Genomic DNA, 18,984 nt, shown 5'->3' with positions numbered 1-18,984 from the left:
TCGAAGGGCCATCCTGAACCCGCCGCCCCGCCGCCGCCACCCGTTTTTCCGCCGCCAAGCCGAGCCTTGCCCGGCAAACGACGAAGGCGCCGGGCGGGTGGCCCGGCGCCTTCGCAGGTCCGCCCGGCTGGAGATGCCCCGGGCGGAAAAGGCGAGGCTAGAACCGGTAGCGCACGGAGCCGATGACGTTGCGCTCGGGCTCCTTGTAGCAGAAGCCCGAGGAGCAGATCTGCGTGTCCTCGTCGAAGAGATTGGTGGCGTTCACCTGCAGCCTCAGGCCCTCGACCGAGGGCACGTCGTAATGGGCCGTGGCGTCGACGAAGACGCGCGCGTCGTTGGTGAAGCTGTTGGCGTCGTCGCCGAAGCTCTCCGACAGATAGCGAAGCCCGGCGCCGAAGCCGAGGCCTTGCAGCGCGCCGGTCTGCACGGTGTAGTCGCCCCAGAGCGAGAAGGTGTGGCGCGGGGTGGAGGAAAGCGTCTTGCCGGTGGTGGTCTCCGTGCCTTCCACGATTTCGAGATCGGTATAGGCATAGGCGAGCGTCACGTTGAGCCCGTCGAGCAGCGTCGCCGTGCCTTCCAGCTCGACGCCGCGCGAGCGCAGCTTGCCGCGCTGCACCTGCTCGTTGGTGCCGGTCAGCGGGTTCACGTCGAAGAACACGCCGTTCTTCTGGTCGATGTTGAAGACGGCGGCGGTGAGGAGCGTGCTCCAGCCGGGAATGGCGTATTTGACGCCGGCCTCGACCTGCTCGGCCTCGGTCGGCACGAAGGCCGCGCCCGTGCGGCTGGTGCCGATATTGGGCGTGAAGGCGGTGGAATAGCTGACATAGGGCGCGATGCCGCTGTCGAAGAGATAGGACAGGCCGGCGCGGCCCGACCATTGGGCGTCGCGCTGCTCGGGCGCGTCGCTCAGCGCCTCCGGCGTGCCGGCGGCGGTGTCGGTCCACACCCAGTCGTGCCGTCCGCCCAGCGTCAGCGTCAGCCGGTCGTAGCGGATCTCGTCCTGCAGATAGAGGCCGACCTGCGCCTGTTCCTGGTCGGCGGCGACGGAATAGGCGGGCGTCGAGATCGGGCTGGCATAGACCGGTGCGGAGAAGCGCAGCGACGAGGCCGAGCCGTAGCCTTCGCGATTGGTGTAGAGGGCGTAGGAGGCGTCGACGCCACCGAGAATCGTGTGTTTCAAGGGGCCGGTCTCGGCCTCGACCTGAAGCTGCGTGTCGGACACCGCGCCCTTCAGCGTCTGCTTCACGTTGCCCGAGCCGCGCCGCACGATGTCGCCCACCGGCGCGCCGATCGCATAGGCATATTCGCCATAGACGTCGAGCGCCTGGTAGCGCGCCTTCTGGCGGAAGGTCACGCCTTCGCCGAGCTTCTGCTCCAGCTCGAAGCCGATGCGCCCCTGCGTCTGGTCGAGATCGTTGAAGGACGGATCGCCTGCCGCCACATCGGTGACGCGGTTGTTCTCGTTGACATAGGCGAAGGTGCCGCCCGATTTCGAACGCTGGAGCTCGCCCAGAATCGTCAGCGACGTGTCGCCGTCCGGCGTCCAGGTGAAGGCCGGGGCGACGGTGAGCCGGTCGTCGGAGGCGAAAGGATAGTCGGTGTCGCCGTCGCGCCCGACCGCGGTGATCCGGTAGAAGGCGGTCGTCGAGCCGCCGAGCGGGCCGGAGGCGTCGCCGTTCAACTGGTAGCGGTTGTTGGAGCCGATCTGCGCCTCGATTTCGCGCGCCGCCGCCACGGTCGGCCGCTTGGAACGCAGGTCCACGATGCCGCCGGCATTGGACGAGCCATAGAGCCCGGCCGCCGGGCCTTTGAGGATCGACAGGCCCTCCAGCCCATAGGGCTCGATGTCGAAGGTCGAGAAGCCGTTGTTGAACTCGCGCAGCCCGTCGCGGAAGATGCCGGTATAGGTGGCCGGCAGGCCCCGAATGAAGAAGGCGTCGAAGCGCGGGTCCAGCCCATAGGCGTCGATGCGCACGCCCGGCGTATAACCCACCGCCTCCTGCAGCGTCTGCGGGTTGCGGTCCTCCAGCTGCTCTTCCGTCACCACCGAGACCGATTGCGGCACGCGCACCAGCGGCGTGTCGGTCTTGGTGGCCGAGCGCGTGGTCCGGGCGACATAGCCTTCCGTCTGGAAGCCGCCCGCCGAGGCGCCGGCGACGCCGCCGCCCTTCCCCGTCAGCCCCTCGCCGGAGGCGCCCGCGCCTTCCACCGTCACCGTATCGAGCTGGATCTGCTGCGCCCCGGCGGGACCGATAAGGAGAAGGAGCGTCAGCGCGCTGCTGGCACGGGCGAACCGGGAACGGAACTTGGAAGGCATGGCGGGCGAACCGGAACTGTGCCAGCGCCCCTCGCGCCGGTCGTCCCCATCTTGCTATTTAAAGATGACTATATGAGTCAACTTAATGACGATCTGGCGCCCGGCCTGTGGACGACATCCCAAAAGCCCGGTGCGGCTGGGTGTTGACGAGAACTGAAATGCCCGCCGAAGGGAAAACCACGCTGCGCTTCGCATGCAGCTTTGCCGGCGCCGATGCAGCCCGGCCACAGGTTCTGGAGCGGTTCCAAACGCGGAAGAGACGCTCAGCCCCCTCAGCGGAACGATCACTTCCCCAGCGACACGATCACCGGCACATGGTCGGACGGCCGGTCCCAGCCGCGCGCCTCGCGCAGGACGCGCACGTCCCGCACCATGGCGGGCAGGCCGTCCGAGCCCCAGACATGGTCGAGCCGGCGGCCCTTGTCGGCGCCGTCCCAATCCTTGGCGCGGTAGCTCCACCACGTGTAGAGCTTCTGCGGAAGCGGGATGTGATGGCGCACGAGATCGCGCCAGTTGCCTTCATCGAGGATGCGGATCAGCCCCTCGGTCTCGATCGGGGTGTGCGAGACGACCTTCAAGAGCTGCTTGTGGCTCCAGACGTCCTCTTCGTAAGGCGCGATGTTGAGATCGCCCACCAGGATGGAGGCGACGCCCGGCTCGCTGTCGGCCCGCATCAGGCGCATCTCTTCCAGGAAGTCGAGCTTGTGGCGGAACTTCGGGTTGATCGCCGGGTCCGGCTCGTCGCCGCCGGCCGGCACGTAAAGATTGTGGATGCGCAAGGGGCCGCCGAGCGCCGTGAGGCGCACCGAGAGGTGGCGCGCGTCGCCGATCGCGCAGAAATCCTGGCGCAGGATGTCGTCGAAGGGCAGGCGCGAAAGCGTCGCGACGCCGTGATAGCCCTTCTGCCCGTGCAGCGCGATGTGCTCGTAGCCGAGCGCGCGGAACGCCTCTTCGGGGAAGAGCTCGTTCGGGCACTTCGTCTCCTGCAGGCAGAGCACGGTCGGCGCCTCGCGGCGCAGGAAGTCTTCCACGATCGGCAGGCGCAGGCGCACCGAATTGATGTTCCAGGTGGCGATGGTGAAGGGCATGGGCGGCTTTCGCATTCGGGGGCAAGGGCTGCGTAAGGGAGAAGGCGTCTGCTCGCAAGGCAACGGATGGCCGATCTCACGCGTTGAAGCCCGGCAAGTGGGCGGAGGGGAAGGCCAGGCATGTTCGAAGGCTTCGAGACGCGCGACGTGCCCGGCGAGGGCGCGACGATCTTCTGCAGGATCAAGGGTTCGGGCGAGCCGCTTCTGCTCCTCCACGGCTATCCCCAGACCGGCGCCATGTGGGCACCGATCGCCGAAAGGCTGGCCAAGCGCTTCACCGTGATCGTGCCCGACCTTCGCGGCTACGGGCGCTCGAGCGCGCCGGAATCCTCCGGGGGCGAAGGCTATTCCAAGCGCCGCATGGGCGCCGACATGGTGGCCGTGATGCGCGCGCTCGGGCACGAGAGCTTTTACCTCGCCGGCCACGACCGGGGCGCGCGCGTTGCCTATCGCCTCGCCTTCGACCATCCCGATCGCGTGCGGCGCCTCGCGCTTCTCGACATCCTGCCGACGCTGGAAATGTGGGAGCGCATCGACGCGAGTGGCATGCTCTCGTCCTATCATTGGGCCTTTCTCGCCCAGCCCAATCCGATGCCCGAGCGACTTATCGCCAGCGACCCCGTCTTCTATCTCGATCACACGCTGGCGAGCTGGACCAAGTCGAAATCCACCGCGCCCTTCGCGTCGGAAGCGCTGGCAGAATATCGCAAGAGCTTCTCGCAGCCCGGCGGCGCGCACGGCCCCTGCGAGGACTACCGCGCCGGCGCGACGATCGACCCCGCCGACGACGCGGCCGACCGCGACGCCGGCCGGCGCCTCGCCTGCCCGACGCTCGTCCTCTGGGGCACCGACGGCACGCCCGCCAAGAGCGGCGACCCGCTCGCCATCTGGCGGAGCTGGGCCGACAAGGTGGAGGGCCAAGCCATCGAGTCCGGCCATTTCCTGGTGGAGGAAGCGCCGGAGGAAACGCTGGCCGCGCTGGAGCGCTTCTTCTTCAAGGGCTGACCCGTCACCGTCGATCCATCGAAGCTCAGGTAAAATCTCCGCTTGCGAATCACATAAGTCGATGCTTATGTATCGACATGATGGAAGACGACATCTTCAAGGCCTTGGCCGACCCGACGCGCCGCGCGATCTTCGAGAAGCTGGCGCTCGGCGGCACGCATGCCAGCGCCCTGCGCGAGGGCATGAGCATCAGCCAGCCCGCCATGTCGCAGCATCTCTCGGTGCTGAAAGGGGCGGGCCTCGTCAGCGAAACGCGGGAGGGCCGGTTCGTGCGCTACGAGGTGGACCCGGCGGGCCTTGGCTGCGTGGCGCAATGGCTGGCGAAGTACCGCCGCGTCTGGCCAGCGCGCATGGACGATCTCAAGACCCTTCTGCGGGACATGGACCAATGAGCGAAAGCGCGACCCTCGAGCCCGGGCTGGACCTCGCCCCCGATTTGGACCTTGCCTACGAGTTCGACGAGCCGCCGGAAAAGCTCTGGCGGGCGCTCAGCATCCCCGCCTTCCGCGACGCCTGGCTGCCCGACGCGGCCCTGGCCGAACCGGAGCCGCTCTCCGCGGTTCCCGGCCGCGAAATCAGCTATCGCCTGCGCGAAGACACGCCGCCTTTCCTTGAAAGCTCGGTGACCTTCCGCATCTGCGAAACGCCCTCGGGCGGCACGCGGCTTCGCATTTTGCATCGACTCAGTGGAGGCGGGCGCTGCCTGATGGCGGCCAACGGCAACCGTACGCCGCGCGCCCGCGCCGCCTAGGCGCAACTCTCTCGCCTGCAAGTCACGTCTATTCCCAAGGCGTGAAAGGCCCGTCCCCGATCCACGGCCTTCACGTTCGAGAGCACGCCATGATGAGGAGCCTTTCGACGACACCGGCAAACATCTCCTCATCCTCTTCGCGGATCACCACGAAACCCAGGGCCTCGTAGAAGGCCCTCGCGCCGAGACTCTTCTTCAGGACTCGCACTTCGACCGTCTTCGCGGTGGTCAGCGAGTCGGTAGCGGCCGTCATCAAGCGCCGTCCGACACCGGACCTCTGGTAGGGTGGCAGAACATACATGCCCCACAGGTAAGCAACGTCTCTCGCTTCACGCACGATCGACGCGCCGATCAATTGGCCGCTTGGCGGATAGGCGCCGAAGACCTGAACCCCTGCCGGCGCCATGCCGCCGACGGATGGCCCCGAAAGCTGCGCCACCATGTCCGACACGACAGAAGACCCGACAAGATCCTCGTAAGTCGCGCGCCATTTGACGGCATAGAGTTCGCGCAGCTGCTCGAAATGGCTCTCATCGACAGTCGATAGCGTGATCTCTTCGCGGGTCACGGGATCGTCTTTCCGGTTCAATGCCACCTTTCTCTTCCCTCCATTCTCAAGGAATTCGCCGATGCGCGAAGCGATGCAACTCGTCCCTATGGTCGTCGAACAGTCGCGCGGCGGCGAGCGCGCCTTCGACATCTTCTCCCGGCTCCTGCGCGAGCGCGTCATCTTCCTGAACGGCGAGGTGAACGATCAGGTCTCGGCGCTGGTCTGCGCGCAGCTTCTGCTTTTAGAAGCGGAGAATCCGAAAAAGCCCATCCATCTCTACATCAACTCGCCCGGCGGCGTGGTGACCAGCGGGCTCGCCATGTACGACACGATGCAGTTCATCGAGGCCCCCGTGCACACGCTCTGCATGGGCACGGCGCGCTCCATGGGGTCCTTCCTGCTGATGGCGGGCCAAGCGGGCGAGCGCTGCGCTCTGCCCAACAGCTCCATCCATGTTCATCAGCCGCTCGGCGGCTTCCAGGGGCAGGCCTCCGACATCCTGATCCATGCCGAGGAAACGCGGAAGGTGAAGCACCGCATGACGCGGCTCTATGCCGAGCATTGCGGGCGCAGCTACGAGGAGGTGGAGCGCAAGCTCGACCGGGACTGCTTCCTTTCGGCCGAGGAGGCGCTGGAATGGGGACTGATCGACCGCATCCTCGCCAAGCGGGAGAGGCCGGGATTGGTCGGCTCGGCCTAAGCGTCGAGCGTCACCACACCCGCCCATAGCCGCCGCCCGGCACCACGCCACCGACATAGAACGGGTCGTCGTAAAGGCGGGCGCGGCGGTTGCCCTCGCGCGACAGGTCGATCCGCTGGAGGCAGGCGGCGAATCCGTCCGTGCCGCGCCGGAAGCCATAGTCGGCGCAGCGCGCCTCGTCGGCGGCTCGCCGCGTCTCGGGCGTGACCGTGGTGCAGCCGGCCATGACAAGCGCGGGCAGGAGCATGAGGATCGGGCGCATCGGGATCATCCCTGTTTCCCGCCCAACGACGGGCGAGGCCGCGCGGTTGCACGGCCGACCCGCCCGCCTGGACTCAGCGCTTGCCGCCGGTCTGGCCGGTGGCGATCTGCGAATAGGGAATGGCGAAGAGGTCGTTGTTCACCGAGGCGCCGTCCTCGACATTGTAGACCATGACGGTCGTGTCCTTGCCCTGCGCGTCGCGGATCGTCCATTGGCGCAGGTCGTAGGTGTTGGGGTCGAACATCATGGTGATGCGCGAATTGCCGAAGACCGACTTGTCGCCCATCACGATCGTGGTGAGGTCCGGCCCTTCCTTCACGCTCTGGATATTGGCCGACGAGAGGTCGATGCGCTGGTCGAGCAGAAGCTTCAGCGGCGTCTTCGACAGGGGATAGAGGTCCCAGGTGTTGAGCTTGCGGTTGTTGACCGCGACCTGGGAGCCGTCCGAAATCACCCGCACCGGCGAGCCGGTGTAGTCGAAGCGGATCTTGCCCGGGCGCTCCATGAAGAACGTGCCCTCGGTCTGGTTGCCGGCGGCGTCGAACTGCACGAAATTGCCCTTCATCGAGCGCACGGCGGAGAAATGGTCGGCGACGCGCTGCGCCGTCGCCGCCGCCCCGGCCGCCTGCGCCATGGCCGGTCCCGCCGTCAGCGCCGGCGCGACGGCCGCGCCTAGAAGCAGCGTGGCGGCAAGCGCCGCTTTGGCGATCCGGGGGGCGGTCCGGGGAAAGCTCGTCGTCATGTCCGTTTCCTTGTGCTTGGCCTTGGGCGCCGCCGCAGGGTCGGGCCCCTCCCCGCGCGCTTCGCCGATCCATATCGTTTCAGCCTAGCGCTTCGCTCTGGCGGCAATGCGGCATGGCCGCGTTCGTTTCCTGATAGCCGAAATGGCGCGCCACGCGCGCGATGCCAAGCCCGAATGCGAAAGCCCCCGCCGATGTGATCGAAGTGGGGTCAGTCCTTTTCAACCCACGCGGCGAATGAAACTCGTCCACAAAAGATATACGCGATCGGACCGGCACATGGGACTAGAAGTGCAACTTCATGCATCCAGGCGTGCTGCAGGTCATTCCTCCGTAGAGGGGCTCCCGATACCATCCGGTGACAACTCCGTCCGAACAAAGTGTGCATTTCAGCGTCATGTCGAAAGGAGCTCGGTCGTTGCGCTCCTCATCGAAACGCATACGGAGCGCGCTCATCTTGGCCATGAGCTCTTGTATAAGTTGATCGTCGAAACGATGGCTCGGCTTCTTATTCATCGCTGCAGTTTGACATGCTTCCCCGACCGAGAGCCAATGTGAGACGGCCACATCCAATGGCGATTCGAGCATTCACCAATCATGCGCCCGCGAATCCCAGTTGAGGTGAAGCGATCTTCCCAACGCAAGGCTCATGCGGGCCCCAAACGCAAAGGCAGGCGCGATCGCTCGCGCCCGCCTTCGTGTCGCTCCCCAGAGGCGCGCTCCTACCGCGCGCCGTCGTGATCAGGCGTTGTCGGTCGGTACAAGGATCTCGCGCTTGCCGGCGTGGTTGGCCGGGCCGACGATGCCTTCGCGCTCCATGCGCTCGATGATCGAAGCGGCGCGGTTGTAGCCGATCTGGAGGCGGCGCTGAACGTAGGAGGTCGAAGCCTTGCCGTCGCGCAGCACGATCGCCACCGCCTGGTCGTAGAGATCGGCGCTTTCCTCCATGCCGCCCGCCGAGCCGCCGCCGGAGGCCGGCGCCGGGCCTTCCTCGTCCTCGTCCTCCAGGATCGCGTCGAGATATTCCGGCACGCCCTGCGTCTTCAGGTGCTTGACGATCTCTTCCACCTCGTCGTCGCCGACGAAGGGGCCGTGGACGCGCTGGATGCGACCGCCGCCGGCCATGAAGAGCATGTCGCCCATGCCGAGCAGCTGCTCGGCGCCCTGCTCCTGCAGGATGGTGCGCGAGTCGATCTTCGAGGTCACCTGGAAGGAGATGCGGGTCGGGAAGTTGGCCTTGATCGTGCCGGTGATGACGTCGACCGAGGGGCGCTGCGTCGCCATGATGACGTGGATGCCGGCGGCGCGGGCCATCTGAGCGAGGCGCTGGACCGTGCCTTCGATGTCCTTGCCGGCCACCATCATGAGGTCGGCCATCTCGTCGATGATGACGACGATATAGGGCAGCGGCGCGAGGTCGAACTGCTCGGACTCGAAGATCGGCTCGCCGGTCTCGCGGTCGAAGCCGGTCTGCACCGTGCGCGAGATCGTCTCGCCGCGCTCGATCGCGGTGGCGACGCGGGCGTTGAAGCCGTCGATGTTGCGCACGCCGAGCTTCGACATCTTGCGGTAGCGGTCCTCCATCTCGCGGACCGTCCACTTCAGCGCCACCACGGCCTTCTTCGGATCGGTCACGACCGGGGCCAGAAGATGCGGGATGCCGTCGTAGATCGAGAGTTCCAGCATCTTGGGATCGATCATGATCATGCGGCACTCGGCCGGGGTCATCCGGTAGAGGAGCGACAGGATCATCGTGTTGATCGAGACCGACTTGCCCGAGCCGGTCGTGCCGGCGACGAGAAGATGCGGCATCTTGGCGAGATCGGCGATCACCGCCTCGCCGCCGATCGTCTTGCCGAGCGCCAGCGGCAGCTTGGCCTTGGAGCCGGCGAACGTGTCGGAGCCGATCATCTCGCGGAAATAGACGGTCTCTCGGCGCTGGTTCGGCAGCTCGATGCCGATGGCGTTCTTGCCGGGAATGACGGCGACGCGCGCGGCGATGGCCGACATGGAGCGGGCGATGTCGTCGGCGAGGCCGATGACGCGGCTCGACTTGATGCCGGGCGCCGGCTCCAGCTCGTAGAGCGTCACGACCGGGCCGGGGCGAACCTCGATGATCTCGCCCTTCACGCCGAAATCGTCCAGCACGCCTTCGAGCAGCCGCGCGTTCTCCTGCAAGATCTCGGGCGTCAGCGAATTGTCGCGACCACGGGGCTTCGGCGGCGCCAGAAGCTCGATCGGCGGGAGGATGAACTCCTCGTTCAGCTCGGGGTTGCCGAGCTCGGCAAGGCGCGCGCGGGAGGACTGGCGCGACAGCATCTCGGCCGCCGGCTGCATCTGGACCCGGGCCGGGCGCGCGTCGATGGCGCTGGGCCGCGCCGCCGCCGGCGCCGGCGCCTGCGGGGCCATGCGGGGCTGGGGCGCGGGGGCGCGCGCCGGCTCGGGCTCGGCCCGTCCGCCGCGCTTCAGGCCGGGAAAGGCCACGATGTTGTTGGCGATGAAGCCGCGCCAGCCGCCCTGTTCCTCCGGCTCGGGCTCCGGCTGGCGGCGCATGTCGGCGTCGACAGCGAAATCGTCCTCGTCTTCCTCCAGCGCGATGCGCTCTTCCAGCGTCGGCCGGCTCTCGTCGCCGAAGGTCGGATGAGTTTCGAGTTCGAACGGCGCCTCGTCGTCGGCATAGCGCGCGTCGTCATAGCCCGCCTCGTCCTCGTAGCGCGCTTCCTCCAGCCGCGCCTCGTCCAGCTGGCGCGCGGCCTCCTGATAGGCGGCCTCGGTCTCGAAGGCGTCGGCCGCGGTGCCGTTCGGCTCGGCGGCCTGGGCGGTGCGGGCGGCTTCCGCGGCGGCGAGCGCAGCCTCGCGCTGGGCCATCTTGTAGGAGCCGTTCCAGTCCGAGCGGCCGTGGCGAACCGTGGCGCGGCTCGTGTCCACCGTGCGGCGCGCCGGGGTTTCGGGCGCGGGCACCACGGGCGGGGCGACCGGCGTCGCGCGGGTGCCGGCGGCGGGTGCGCGGGCTGCCGGGCGCGCGGCCGGCTGCGGCACGAAGGACGCCTCTTCCTCGTGCGGGTCGTATTCCACGGGCTCGCCGAACTCCACCGGCTCCTCGAACCGGGGCGGCTGCACGACGCGGGCGACGCGCGGCTCGCGGGCGGCGGGGGCGCGCTCCTCTTCTTCCACGGCGCGAAGCGCGTCGCGCAGGCGCGCCTCCGGGGCGGGCGGCATCAGGGGCGCGTCGCGATCCCATTCGCGGTGGGCGAACGGGTCCTCGCGCCGGCGGCGCGCCTCGGCCATGTCGCCGACCCGGCGGCCCAGCGCGGAACGGGCGGAATAGAGCCAATGGCCGGCAGCGCCCGCCAGCAGCTGCAGCGGGCCTTCGCGCTCGAACTCGTCGTCGCGGCCGGATGCGTGGCGACCGCCGGCCTGGGCTTCGAACTCGTCGGCTTGGCGGGCGACGAGGCCGGCGCCGTTGAGGACGCACCAGGCGGCCGGCAGCGAGAACAGGGCGGCCAGAACCACGCCGAGCGAGCCCTCGGGATAGGAGCCGGTGACGATGGCGGGAATCTTCAGGACGAGATCGCCGACGACGCCGCCGAGGCCGATCGGCAGCGGCCAGCCGCCCGGCGCCTGAAGACAGCCGAGCGCCGCGCTGGCCAGCGCCATGCCGGCGAGCGCCCACCAGGCGCGCGCGCCCGCGCGCCCGACGCGCCGGCCCATGACGAGAAGCAGCCCGCGCGCGGTGAGAAGCAGCGGCAGGAGCACGGCGCCGAGGCCGAAGAGCTGCATGGCGAGATCGGCGACGATGGCGCCGGACGCGCCCGCCAGATTGCGAACCGGATTGCTGTTGGAATAGCTCAAGGACGGATCGTCCACCGTCCAGCTCACGAAGGACACGGTCAGCCAGATCGACGTGGCGACCAGCGCCAGGCCCACCAACACCTGTGCCGGGCGGCCGAGCCGGCCCGTGCCCTCATCCCTTGCGTCGATCGATGCCATCGCCATGCCCTTGAGCCCTGAAGTCCGGCGGGACGAACCCGCATGTGCCCGATGCCGCGCCCGAACGATGCGGGCCGCGCCGGCGCGCGAAGGCGCGAGGCGGCGGCCCGCGCGGAACGCGGCCTTGATCCAGGCAAGGTAAAGAAAGCTGGTTAAGACGCGTTTAACCCTCTCGCCGCCGCGAAACGAGATCAAGCGGTTCTAGGACGGATCAGGGATGGTGCCCCTGCCCGGGCACGCGCTTTGGGGTCTGCCGAGACCGAGCTGACGCGTCGATGCCGCCGGGCGCATTCGGGACGCTCGTGGCGACGAGGTTTGAGGCGCAGAGCGGGCGCGAAGGCGGTCCCTTCTCATGGGTCTTCGCAGGCGCAGCGGCAGGAAAGCGGCCGACAGGGAGGGCCGAAAAGCCCTGCCCGCTCCGCCGCTCGATGATCACGGGCTGCCGGCTGACATGCGGGCGAGCTGGCTGCGAAGGGAGGCACTGGCGCGAGCGTGATGGAACCGATGCCGCCCCCTGCGACATAGTGCCGGGAGCCATCTGCGAACCGGAAAGGAGACGATCATGGAGATCAGGCACGAGGATCACGGCCGGGGCGGGCTGTTCACCACCGGCGAGGGCGAGGACCGGGCGGAGCTGACCTATTCGCCCGCCGGCCTCCAGAACTCGCTGGTCTTCGACCACACCTATGTTCCCGAACACCTGCGCAGCCAAGGCATCGCCGAGACGCTTCTGGAGCGCGCCGTCGCCTATGCCCGCGAAAAGGGCATGACGGTGGTGCCGGCCTGTTCCTATGTCCGGCGCGTCTTCGAGCGCCATCCCGAGCGCTACGCCGATCTCGCCGTGCGCGAGGAAAAGCCCTTCGGCCGCGTCTGACGATCCTTGCAAACGAAAACGGCAGGCGGATCGCTCCGCCTGCCGTCGATCTGTCACCTGATGAGATCAGGCGGCCTAATGGTGATTAGGCGGCCTGATGGTGATCAGGCGTGGTACGCCGCCTCGCCATGCGAGGTGAGGTCGAGACCTTCGCGCTCGGCTTCCACGGTCGGGCGCAGGCCGATCACGGCGTCGACGATCTTGTAGAGGATCGCCGAGACGACGCCGCTGTAGACCAGGGTGATGAGCACGGCGACGATCTGCGAATAGACCTGCGTGCCCATGGTGACGCCTTCGAGATAGCCGCCGCCGCCGAGCGAGGTGGAGGCGAAGACGCCCGTGCCGATGGCGCCGATGATGCCGCCCACGCCATGGATGCCGAACACGTCGAGCGAGTCGTCGTAGCCGACCTTGGGCTTCACCACCGCCACGAAGAAGTAGCAGGCGGCCGAGGCGATGGCGCCGAGCGCGATGCCGCCGATCGGGCCGACGGCGCCGGCCGCCGGCGTCACGGCCACGAGGCCGGCGACGATGCCCGACACGGCGCCGAGCATGGAGGCCTTGCCGCGCGCCATGGCTTCGATGACCACCCAGGCCACCGCCGCGCCGGCCGTCGCCGTGAACGTGTTGAGCATGGCGAGCGCCGCGCCGCCGTTGGCCTCGAGGTTGGAGCCGGCGTTGAAGCCGAACCAGCCGACCCAGAGGATCGAGGCGCCGACCATGGTGAGCGTCATGGAGTGCGGGGCCATGTTGTCACGCCCGAGACCCGTGCGCTTGCCGACCAGGAAGGAGCCGACCAGCGCCGCGATGCCGGCGTTGATGTGGACCACCGTGCCGCCCGCGAAGTCCAGCGCCGCGACGCCGCCCGCATGATGGCCCAGGAAGATGAAGCCGTTCGCGTCCCAGACCATATGGGCGATCGGGAAGTAGACGATCGTCACCCAGAGGATGGTGAACAGCACCACGGCGCCGAACTTGATGCGCTCGGCGAAGGCGCCGACGATCAGCGCCGGCGTGATGCAGGCGAAGGTCATCTGGAAGGCGATGAAGACATATTCGGGAATGACGACGCCTTTGGTGAAGGTCGCGGCCATCGTGTCCTTGGTAATGCCCGCCAGGAACAGCTTGCCCGTGCCGCCCCAGAAGGCGCTGGTGGAGCCGCCGAAGGCGAAGGAATAGCCGTAGAGCACGTAGACGATCATCACCACGGCGGTGATGGTGACGCACTGCATGAGCACGGAAAGCATGTTCTTGGCGCGCACCAGGCCGCCGTAGAACAGGCCGAGGCCGGGCAGGATCATGAACAGGACGAGCAGCGTCGAGACGAGCATCCAGGCGACGTCGCCCTTGTTCATGACGTCGGCCGCGGCTGCGGCGACGGCGGGTGCGACCGTCTCGGGCGCCGGCGCGACGCCGGTGTCCTGCGCGAAGGCGGCCAAGGGCGCGAGACTCGCCGCCGCCAGTGCCGGAACGATGGATTTCAGAAAACGCATGTGACTCTCGGTCCCCTCAAAGCGCGTTCGCGTCGGTTTCGCCGGTGCGGATGCGAACGGCCTGCTCGATGCCGAACACGAAGATCTTGCCGTCGCCGATCTGGCCGGTCTTGGCGGCCGAGGCGATCACGTCCACCGCGCGGTCCACCATGTCGGTGGGAACCGCGAGCTCGATCTTCAGCTTGGGCAGGAAGCTGACGGCATATTCGGTGCCGCGATAGATTTCCGTGTGGCCCTTCTGGCGGCCGTAGCCCTTCACCTCGGTGACGGTCAGACCCTGGATGCCGACGGCGGTGAGCGCTTCGCGCACCTCGTCCAGCTTGAATGGCTTGATGATCGCCATCACGATTTTCATGAGCACCTCGAACCTGGAGGGATCGAACCCTTCCTGCGAAGCGTTCGACCGAGAGACGGGCCCGTGCCGGCCGGGCGGCCGACGGGACTATCCCGACTCTATTCAAGATGCGTGCCAATTAAGCGACGGCCGGATTTCGGCCGTAATTGTGCGGCGCGAAAGCGCTTTTTGCCGATGCGATGGTCAGGGGTACGGTGAAGGCCCCGTAACGATTGCCGGGTTTTTCGGCAATTGCCTGCCTTTTGAGCGGAAAGGCCTCAGGACGGCGCGCGTCGCGGGCGGATCAGCCCTTCCTGTGCGACCGAGGCGACGAGCGTTCCGTCCATCGAGAAGAGCGAGCCGCGCGTCAGCCCGCGCCCGCCGGAGGAGGAGGGGCTGTCCTGCGCGTAGAGATGCCACTGGCTGACGCGCAGCGGCCGGTGAAACCACATGGCATGGTCGAGGCTGGCGGCCTGGATGCGCTCGTCGAACACCGACAGGCCATGGGCGAAGAGCGAGGTGTCGAGCAGGGTCATGTCGGAGAGATAGGCCATGACGGCGGCGTTGAGCGCGGCGTCCTCGCCGACATCGGCCGTCACGCGCACCCAGATGCGCTGCTCCGGCGCAAGCTTGTCGCGCGTGAAATAGTGCTCGGTCGAGACCGGGCGGAACTCCACCGCGCGCGGCCGCATCCAGTAGCGCCGGATCGGCTCGGGCGCGTGGCGCAGGATGTCGGCGCCCAGGCTCTCGCCCGAGGGCAGGTCGTCCGGCCCCGGCACGAGGGGCATGGCAATCTGATGGTCGAGCCCTTCCTCGGGCCGCTGGAACGAGGCCGACAGCGTGAAGATCGCCTGCCCGTGCTGGATCGCGGTGACGAGGCGCGTGGAAAAGGAGCCGCCGTCGCGCAGGCGGCTCGCCTCGTAGATCACCGGCACGCGCGGATCTCCCGGGCGCATGAAATAGCCATGGAGCGAATGGACCGGGCGGTCGGCCGGCACTGTGCGCTGCGCGGCGACAAGCGCCTGCGCGATCACCTGCCCGCCGAAGATGCGCTGCCAGCCGATATCGGGGCTGGTGCCGCGAAAGAGGTTTTCCTCCAGCCTTTCCAGATCGAGCGTCGCCACCAGCTTGGCCACCAGATCGTTCATGCGGTTTTCCTCGTTTCAGGACAAAGCACGCTTCCCCGGCGAAGGGCCGGCGCGGCGCGGGCGTTCCATGCTTTATGGGGCGGCGTGCGGCAAGGGCACGGGGCGGGGCGACACTCAGGCCTCGCGCCGACTTCGAGCGAAGCCCGGCGACACCTCCGCAGGCCGCAGGGACAAGAAGCCGGTCAATTGCTCTTCAGCGAGCGGCCCGCCTTCAGGGCGCCGGCCGGCTCGGCGGACCAGACCGCCTGTTCCAGGCCGCCGCCGCGCCACTTGGCACGGTAGGACGCGGCGTCCGCCGAGCGCATCAGGGCGTCGAGACTGGCCGCGCCGGCCGGCGAGACGGCATAGCCGTGGCTGACGCCGACCCGGACGGAGCGCCCGCTCAGCGGATAGGGCTGGGTGAGGACCTCCACGAGCTGGCCGGCAAAGACATCGGCGTCGTCCGCGCGCTCCAGCGCCATCTGCAGCACCACGAACTCGTCGCCTCCGGTGCGGATGGCGAGGTCCCCCTCCGCAAGAAAGGTCCGCAGCCGAGAGGCCACCTCGCGCAGGAGGTCGTCCCCCGCGTCATGGCCGAACTGGTCGTTGATGGACTTGAACGCGTCGAGGTCGAAACAGTGGACGGCGGTGAAACCCTCCCGCCGTACGTCGAACCATTGCGCGGCCTCCTGCAGCACGAAGCGGTTGGCAAGGCCCGTCAGCGCGTCGGTGCGGGCGAGATGGCCCATCTGGAGGCGCGACGCGATCTCGGCGGCGGAGACGTTGTAGAGATAGCGCACGCTCTCGAGACCCGCGCCGAGGAAGGCCAGGAGGATCACGGCGAGGATGCGATCGGGCGTAGCGCCGAAGGCAAAGGCCGAAGCGGCGGTCGGCAAGGCGGCGATCAACAGGGCCGCCATGGCGATTCTGGGCCGGATGAAGATGCGCGCCACGATGCCCAGTCCATAGCCGAACACCACTCCGGTCGCGAGCATGTGCAGGGACTCGTCGGAGCGCGCGAACAGGCCGCTTCCCAGGGCACCGACCGAGGAGGCCACGGCGCAGGTCGTCACGAGATGCGCGATCTCCCAGATCCGAGCCTCCTCCAGCCCGACGAAGGGACGGCGCAGCCGCCGGCGATGCAGCGCGACGAGCGCGACCTTGGCACTGGAAGCCAGACCGCCGATGCAGGTGGCCGCCAGGACGCCGAGAGACTCCAAGATGGAATAGGCGAAGGCGCCGACGGTCACCAATGTCAGGCCCATGATCGTGCTGGGGACGAGACTATGGGCAAGGCCGGCGACGAGGGTGGTGTAAAGACCTTCCGACTCGGCGTTCGGACCGGCACTCGGGTTCTGGCGGTTCACGCTTGCCTCCCGGTCGATGCCCGGTCGAACACGGAACCCAGCGGCACCCGTCCCGGGCTCGAAAGGAACGGCTCGGCGCGCAGCCGTCCGGTCGCGCCGCTTCGCACACGAGGCTTGGAGGGTCGGAAAGCGGCCTTGCCGCGTCGTCGGTCAGCTGAGGGAAAGCCTACTTCCGCTACGGACCCTCGACCTTCCGTCGAGGAACCACGCCAAAATGGAAGGTGATCAGCCGAATCGTCGCGCGCTTCCCGTACCATTTCCTTCCTCGCGATCCCGTTCCACCGCTGGAATAGATCGTTTGATAAGTCTTCACGCCGTGGTCAACAGAGAATTATTCTCAGTTTTACTGATGATCTCTCTCGTCGGCCCGCGGACCCCAACCCGCCCCCCGCGCGACGCCGAGACCGGACCGGGCGGGTTGAAGCGGCGCGCGGCGACCCCACCCTTGTCCCCAACCCCTCGCACCCTCTAGATCAGGCGGAGGGAGAACGGCCGCACCAGCGGCCGCGTCCCACATCTCGAACGGGAGCCGCCCCATGTCCGACCTCGCCTCGCAGACCCCGCCCGAGCGGGCCGACATCGTCGTGGCCGGCGCGGGCTATGTCGGGCTCGGCATCGCCGTCGCCATCCGCCAGGCGGCGCCGACGCTCGACGTCGTGCTGGTGGACGCAGCGCCCGAGGGGGTCTGGCAGAAGGACGGGCGCGCCTCGGCCATCGCCGCCGCCGCCGTGCGCATGCTCGGCCGGCTCGGTGTCTGGGACGCGATCCGGGTCGAGGCCGAGCCGATCCGCGAGATGATCGTCACCGATTCGCGCAACAACGATCCGGTTCGCCCGGTCTTTCTGACTTTCGGCGGCGAGGCCGAGCCGGGCGAGCCCTTCGCGCACATGGTGCCGAACGTCGCGCTCAACGGCGCGCTGCGGGCGCGCGCCGCCGAGCTCGGCGTCGCCATCCGCTCCGGCGCGGCGGTGACGGGCCTTCAGGTCGGGCCGGCCTCCGTCACGGTGGAAACCGCGACCGGCACGATCGAGGCCAAGCTTCTGATCGCGGCCGACGGCGTTCGCTCGGCCATCCGCGACATGGCGGGCATCCGCACCGTCCACACCGACTACGGGCAGAGCGGCATCGTGGCGACGGTGCGCCACGAGCGCCCGCACGAGGGCCGGGCCGAGGAGCATTTCCTGCCCGCCGGCCCCTTCGCCATCCTGCCCTTGAAGGACAACCGGTCCTCGCTGGTCTGGACCGAATCCACCGCCGAGGCGGAGCGCCTGCTGCGCGCCGACGAGATGGTGTTCGAGCTGGAACTGGAGCAGCGCTTCGGCCTGAAGCTCGGCGCGCTCACCGTCGAGGGCAAGCCCCGCGCCTTCCCGCTCGGGCTGACGCTGGCGCGCGACTTCGTGAAACCGCGCATCGCGCTGGCGGGAGACGCGGCCCACGGCATCCATCCGATCGCCGGCCAGGGTCTCAATCTCGGCTTCAAGGATGTCGCGGCGCTGGCCGAGACAGTGGTGGAGGCCGCGCGCCTCGGGCTCGACATCGGCGCGCTCGACACGCTGCAGCGCTACGAGCGCTGGCGCCGGTTCGACACGGTGCAGATGGGCGTCACCACCGACATCCTGAACCGGCTCTTTTCCAACGACAATCCGATGCTGCGCGCGGCGCGCTCCTTCGGCCTGTCGTTGGTGGACCGCGCGCCCTTCGCCAAGCGCTACTTCATCGGCCAGGCCTCGGGCCTCAACTCCAACACGCCCCGCCTCCTGCGCGGCGAGCCGGTCTGATCCACAGGGCCCAGCGCATGCGCTTCGTTGCGCCGCCGGGGGCCTTCAGAGCAAAAACATCCGCTTGCAAGCCGCCGAAGGAAATCCTCTTCGGCGCAACCGCACTGGCCATGGATTATTTAGAACGGTAACAAGCCGGCAGCATGGCCATCAGGCCGTGCCTTGCCCTTTGCGCTGTCCGGCCGGGTCCGGCCTTCGCCCAAGGGTCGGCAACGGTGCGGGAACAAGGATCACTCCCCATGGCGACGGACGTGAAGGCGGGCGCGAAGACCAAGGGGCCGAAGCTCCCCGTCATCATGAGCGCCAACGACCTTCTGGACGGCGACGTGGTGTTTCTGACCCGCGAGGGCTGGAGCCTCGATCCCAGGGCCGCGCTGGTGGCGAACGACGCCGAGACCGTGGCTTTCATGGAAGCGGAAGGCGCCAAGGGCTTCAAGGCCAACCGGATCGTCGATCCCTATCTCGTCGAGGTCAGGCTGGACGAGGGCGGCCTGCCGCTCGCCACGCATTTTCGCGAGGCGATCCGGCAGAAGGGGCCGAGCATTTTGACCCAATACGGCAAGCAGGCGGAATTTTGAGCTTTTCGGACGGGGATGGCGGACGCGCCC

At 68.0% G+C, this 18,984-nt stretch carries 17 protein-coding genes; 7 read left to right on the top strand and 10 right to left on the bottom strand.

All coding sequences use genetic code 11. The features are described from left to right. Positions 1 to 157 precede the first annotated feature (157 nt). On the bottom strand, positions 158 to 2,317 hold the full coding sequence (locus AUL32_RS13065; protein WP_062115663.1) for a TonB-dependent siderophore receptor: 2,160 nt from the start codon (positions 2,315 to 2,317) through the stop codon (positions 158 to 160). Positions 2,318 to 2,601: 284 nt separating this feature from the next. Continuing rightward, positions 2,602 to 3,405, bottom strand: coding sequence for an exodeoxyribonuclease III (locus tag AUL32_RS13060; RefSeq protein ID WP_062115660.1), 804 nt, complete (start codon positions 3,403 to 3,405; stop codon positions 2,602 to 2,604). Between the two features lie 120 nt (positions 3,406 to 3,525). On the opposite strand from AUL32_RS13060, the gene AUL32_RS13055 reads away from it, so the two are divergent. The 3 genes from AUL32_RS13055 to AUL32_RS13045 all read left to right on the top strand — a co-directional run bounded on the left by AUL32_RS13055 (position 3,526) and on the right by AUL32_RS13045 (position 5,161). After that, positions 3,526 to 4,410 (top strand): alpha/beta fold hydrolase, encoded by an 885-nt coding sequence (locus tag AUL32_RS13055; RefSeq protein WP_062115657.1) that lies wholly within the window; start codon positions 3,526 to 3,528, stop codon positions 4,408 to 4,410. 77 nt (positions 4,411 to 4,487) lie between these two features. Then, positions 4,488 to 4,802, top strand: coding sequence for an ArsR/SmtB family transcription factor (locus AUL32_RS13050; RefSeq protein ID WP_061973532.1), 315 nt, complete (start codon positions 4,488 to 4,490; stop codon positions 4,800 to 4,802). After that, complete coding sequence (locus tag AUL32_RS13045; protein ID WP_062115654.1) at positions 4,799 to 5,161, top strand: SRPBCC family protein; 363 nt, start codon at positions 4,799 to 4,801, stop codon at positions 5,159 to 5,161. Before AUL32_RS13050 ends, AUL32_RS13045 begins: the two co-directional genes overlap by 4 nt. Positions 5,162 to 5,231: 70 nt before the next feature. On the opposite strand, the gene AUL32_RS13040 is transcribed toward AUL32_RS13045, so the two are convergent. After that, positions 5,232 to 5,729, bottom strand: a complete 498-nt coding sequence (locus AUL32_RS13040; RefSeq protein ID WP_062115651.1) for a GNAT family N-acetyltransferase — start codon at positions 5,727 to 5,729, stop codon at positions 5,232 to 5,234. A 61-nt stretch (positions 5,730 to 5,790) separates the two neighbouring features. Here AUL32_RS13040 and AUL32_RS13035 point away from each other — a divergent pair, with 61 nt between their 5' ends. Further along, a complete protein-coding gene (locus AUL32_RS13035; protein WP_061973529.1) occupies positions 5,791 to 6,411 on the top strand; it encodes an ATP-dependent Clp protease proteolytic subunit in 621 nt (206 codons plus the stop codon). A gap of 10 nt (positions 6,412 to 6,421) precedes the next feature. Here AUL32_RS13035 and AUL32_RS13030 read toward each other — a convergent pair whose 3' ends face one another. The 3 genes from AUL32_RS13030 to AUL32_RS13015 all read right to left on the bottom strand — a co-directional run bounded on the left by AUL32_RS13030 (position 6,422) and on the right by AUL32_RS13015 (position 11,409). Next, positions 6,422 to 6,673, bottom strand: a complete 252-nt coding sequence (locus AUL32_RS13030; protein WP_082659653.1) for a hypothetical protein — start codon at positions 6,671 to 6,673, stop codon at positions 6,422 to 6,424. A gap of 73 nt (positions 6,674 to 6,746) precedes the next feature. Continuing rightward, the gene (locus AUL32_RS13025) at positions 6,747 to 7,415 is read right to left on the bottom strand and encodes an outer-membrane lipoprotein carrier protein LolA (protein WP_062115645.1); all 669 of its coding nucleotides are present in this window, start codon (positions 7,413 to 7,415) and stop codon (positions 6,747 to 6,749) included. 739 nt (positions 7,416 to 8,154) lie between these two features. Then, a complete protein-coding gene (locus AUL32_RS13015) occupies positions 8,155 to 11,409 on the bottom strand; it encodes a DNA translocase FtsK (RefSeq protein WP_062115642.1) in 3,255 nt (1,084 codons plus the stop codon). A 556-nt stretch (positions 11,410 to 11,965) separates the two neighbouring features. On the opposite strand from AUL32_RS13015, the gene AUL32_RS13010 reads away from it, so the two are divergent. Then, entirely contained in the window at positions 11,966 to 12,277 is a 312-nt protein-coding gene (locus tag AUL32_RS13010; RefSeq protein WP_062115639.1) for a GNAT family N-acetyltransferase, read from the top strand. Between the two features lie 104 nt (positions 12,278 to 12,381). Here the strand turns inward: AUL32_RS13010 and AUL32_RS13005 are convergent, their stop codons facing one another. The 4 genes from AUL32_RS13005 to AUL32_RS12990 form a co-directional block, all read right to left on the bottom strand. Continuing rightward, complete coding sequence (locus tag AUL32_RS13005) at positions 12,382 to 13,770, bottom strand: ammonium transporter (RefSeq protein WP_061973522.1); 1,389 nt, start codon at positions 13,768 to 13,770, stop codon at positions 12,382 to 12,384. 16 nt (positions 13,771 to 13,786) lie between these two features. Next, positions 13,787 to 14,125: a P-II family nitrogen regulator gene (locus AUL32_RS13000; protein WP_061973520.1), complete on the bottom strand. Its 339-nt coding sequence runs from the start codon at positions 14,123 to 14,125 to the stop codon at positions 13,787 to 13,789. 257 nt (positions 14,126 to 14,382) lie between these two features. Further along, positions 14,383 to 15,252: an acyl-CoA thioesterase gene (locus tag AUL32_RS12995; protein ID WP_062115636.1), complete on the bottom strand. Its 870-nt coding sequence runs from the start codon at positions 15,250 to 15,252 to the stop codon at positions 14,383 to 14,385. 182 nt (positions 15,253 to 15,434) lie between these two features. Next, positions 15,435 to 16,598, bottom strand: a complete 1,164-nt coding sequence (locus AUL32_RS12990; RefSeq protein ID WP_061973516.1) for a GGDEF domain-containing protein — start codon at positions 16,596 to 16,598, stop codon at positions 15,435 to 15,437. A gap of 536 nt (positions 16,599 to 17,134) precedes the next feature. On the opposite strand from AUL32_RS12990, the gene AUL32_RS12985 reads away from it, so the two are divergent. Both AUL32_RS12985 and AUL32_RS12980 read left to right on the top strand, forming a co-directional pair. Beyond that, positions 17,135 to 18,376, top strand: coding sequence for a ubiquinone biosynthesis hydroxylase (locus AUL32_RS12985; protein ID WP_062115633.1), 1,242 nt, complete (start codon positions 17,135 to 17,137; stop codon positions 18,374 to 18,376). A 239-nt stretch (positions 18,377 to 18,615) separates the two neighbouring features. Then, on the top strand, positions 18,616 to 18,954 hold the full coding sequence (locus AUL32_RS12980; RefSeq protein WP_061973512.1) for a DUF2849 domain-containing protein: 339 nt from the start codon (positions 18,616 to 18,618) through the stop codon (positions 18,952 to 18,954). Positions 18,955 to 18,984: the final 30 nt, after the last annotated feature.

Source organism: Aureimonas sp. AU40 (genome assembly GCF_001463785.1).
Classification (GTDB): domain Bacteria; phylum Pseudomonadota; class Alphaproteobacteria; order Rhizobiales; family Rhizobiaceae; genus Aureimonas.
The sequence above is the reverse complement of the archived record's forward strand: the minus strand, read 5'-3'. Positions and strand labels throughout refer to the sequence as shown.

Bases quoted from the DNA above. Each gene is read 5' to 3' on its own strand.
- AUL32_RS13065 (WP_062115663.1), bottom strand. From the start codon at position 2,317: ATGCCTTCCAAGTTCCGTTCCCGGTTCGCCCGTGCCAGCAGCGCGCTG.
- AUL32_RS13060 (WP_062115660.1), bottom strand. From the start codon at position 3,405: ATGCCCTTCACCATCGCCACCTGGAACATCAATTCGGTGCGCCTGCGC.
- AUL32_RS13055 (WP_062115657.1), top strand. From the start codon at position 3,526: ATGTTCGAAGGCTTCGAGACGCGCGACGTGCCCGGCGAGGGCGCGACG.
- AUL32_RS13050 (WP_061973532.1), top strand. From the start codon at position 4,488: ATGATGGAAGACGACATCTTCAAGGCCTTGGCCGACCCGACGCGCCGC.
- AUL32_RS13045 (WP_062115654.1), top strand. From the start codon at position 4,799: ATGAGCGAAAGCGCGACCCTCGAGCCCGGGCTGGACCTCGCCCCCGAT.
- AUL32_RS13035 (WP_061973529.1), top strand. From the start codon at position 5,791: ATGCGCGAAGCGATGCAACTCGTCCCTATGGTCGTCGAACAGTCGCGC.
- AUL32_RS13030 (WP_082659653.1), bottom strand. From the start codon at position 6,673: ATGCGCCCGATCCTCATGCTCCTGCCCGCGCTTGTCATGGCCGGCTGC.
- AUL32_RS13025 (WP_062115645.1), bottom strand. From the start codon at position 7,415: ATGACGACGAGCTTTCCCCGGACCGCCCCCCGGATCGCCAAAGCGGCG.
- AUL32_RS13015 (WP_062115642.1), bottom strand. From the start codon at position 11,409: ATGGCGATGGCATCGATCGACGCAAGGGATGAGGGCACGGGCCGGCTC.
- AUL32_RS13010 (WP_062115639.1), top strand. From the start codon at position 11,966: ATGGAGATCAGGCACGAGGATCACGGCCGGGGCGGGCTGTTCACCACC.
- AUL32_RS13005 (WP_061973522.1), bottom strand. From the start codon at position 13,770: ATGCGTTTTCTGAAATCCATCGTTCCGGCACTGGCGGCGGCGAGTCTC.
- AUL32_RS13000 (WP_061973520.1), bottom strand. From the start codon at position 14,125: ATGAAAATCGTGATGGCGATCATCAAGCCATTCAAGCTGGACGAGGTG.
- AUL32_RS12995 (WP_062115636.1), bottom strand. From the start codon at position 15,252: ATGAACGATCTGGTGGCCAAGCTGGTGGCGACGCTCGATCTGGAAAGG.
- AUL32_RS12985 (WP_062115633.1), top strand. From the start codon at position 17,135: ATGTCCGACCTCGCCTCGCAGACCCCGCCCGAGCGGGCCGACATCGTC.
- AUL32_RS12980 (WP_061973512.1), top strand. From the start codon at position 18,616: ATGGCGACGGACGTGAAGGCGGGCGCGAAGACCAAGGGGCCGAAGCTC.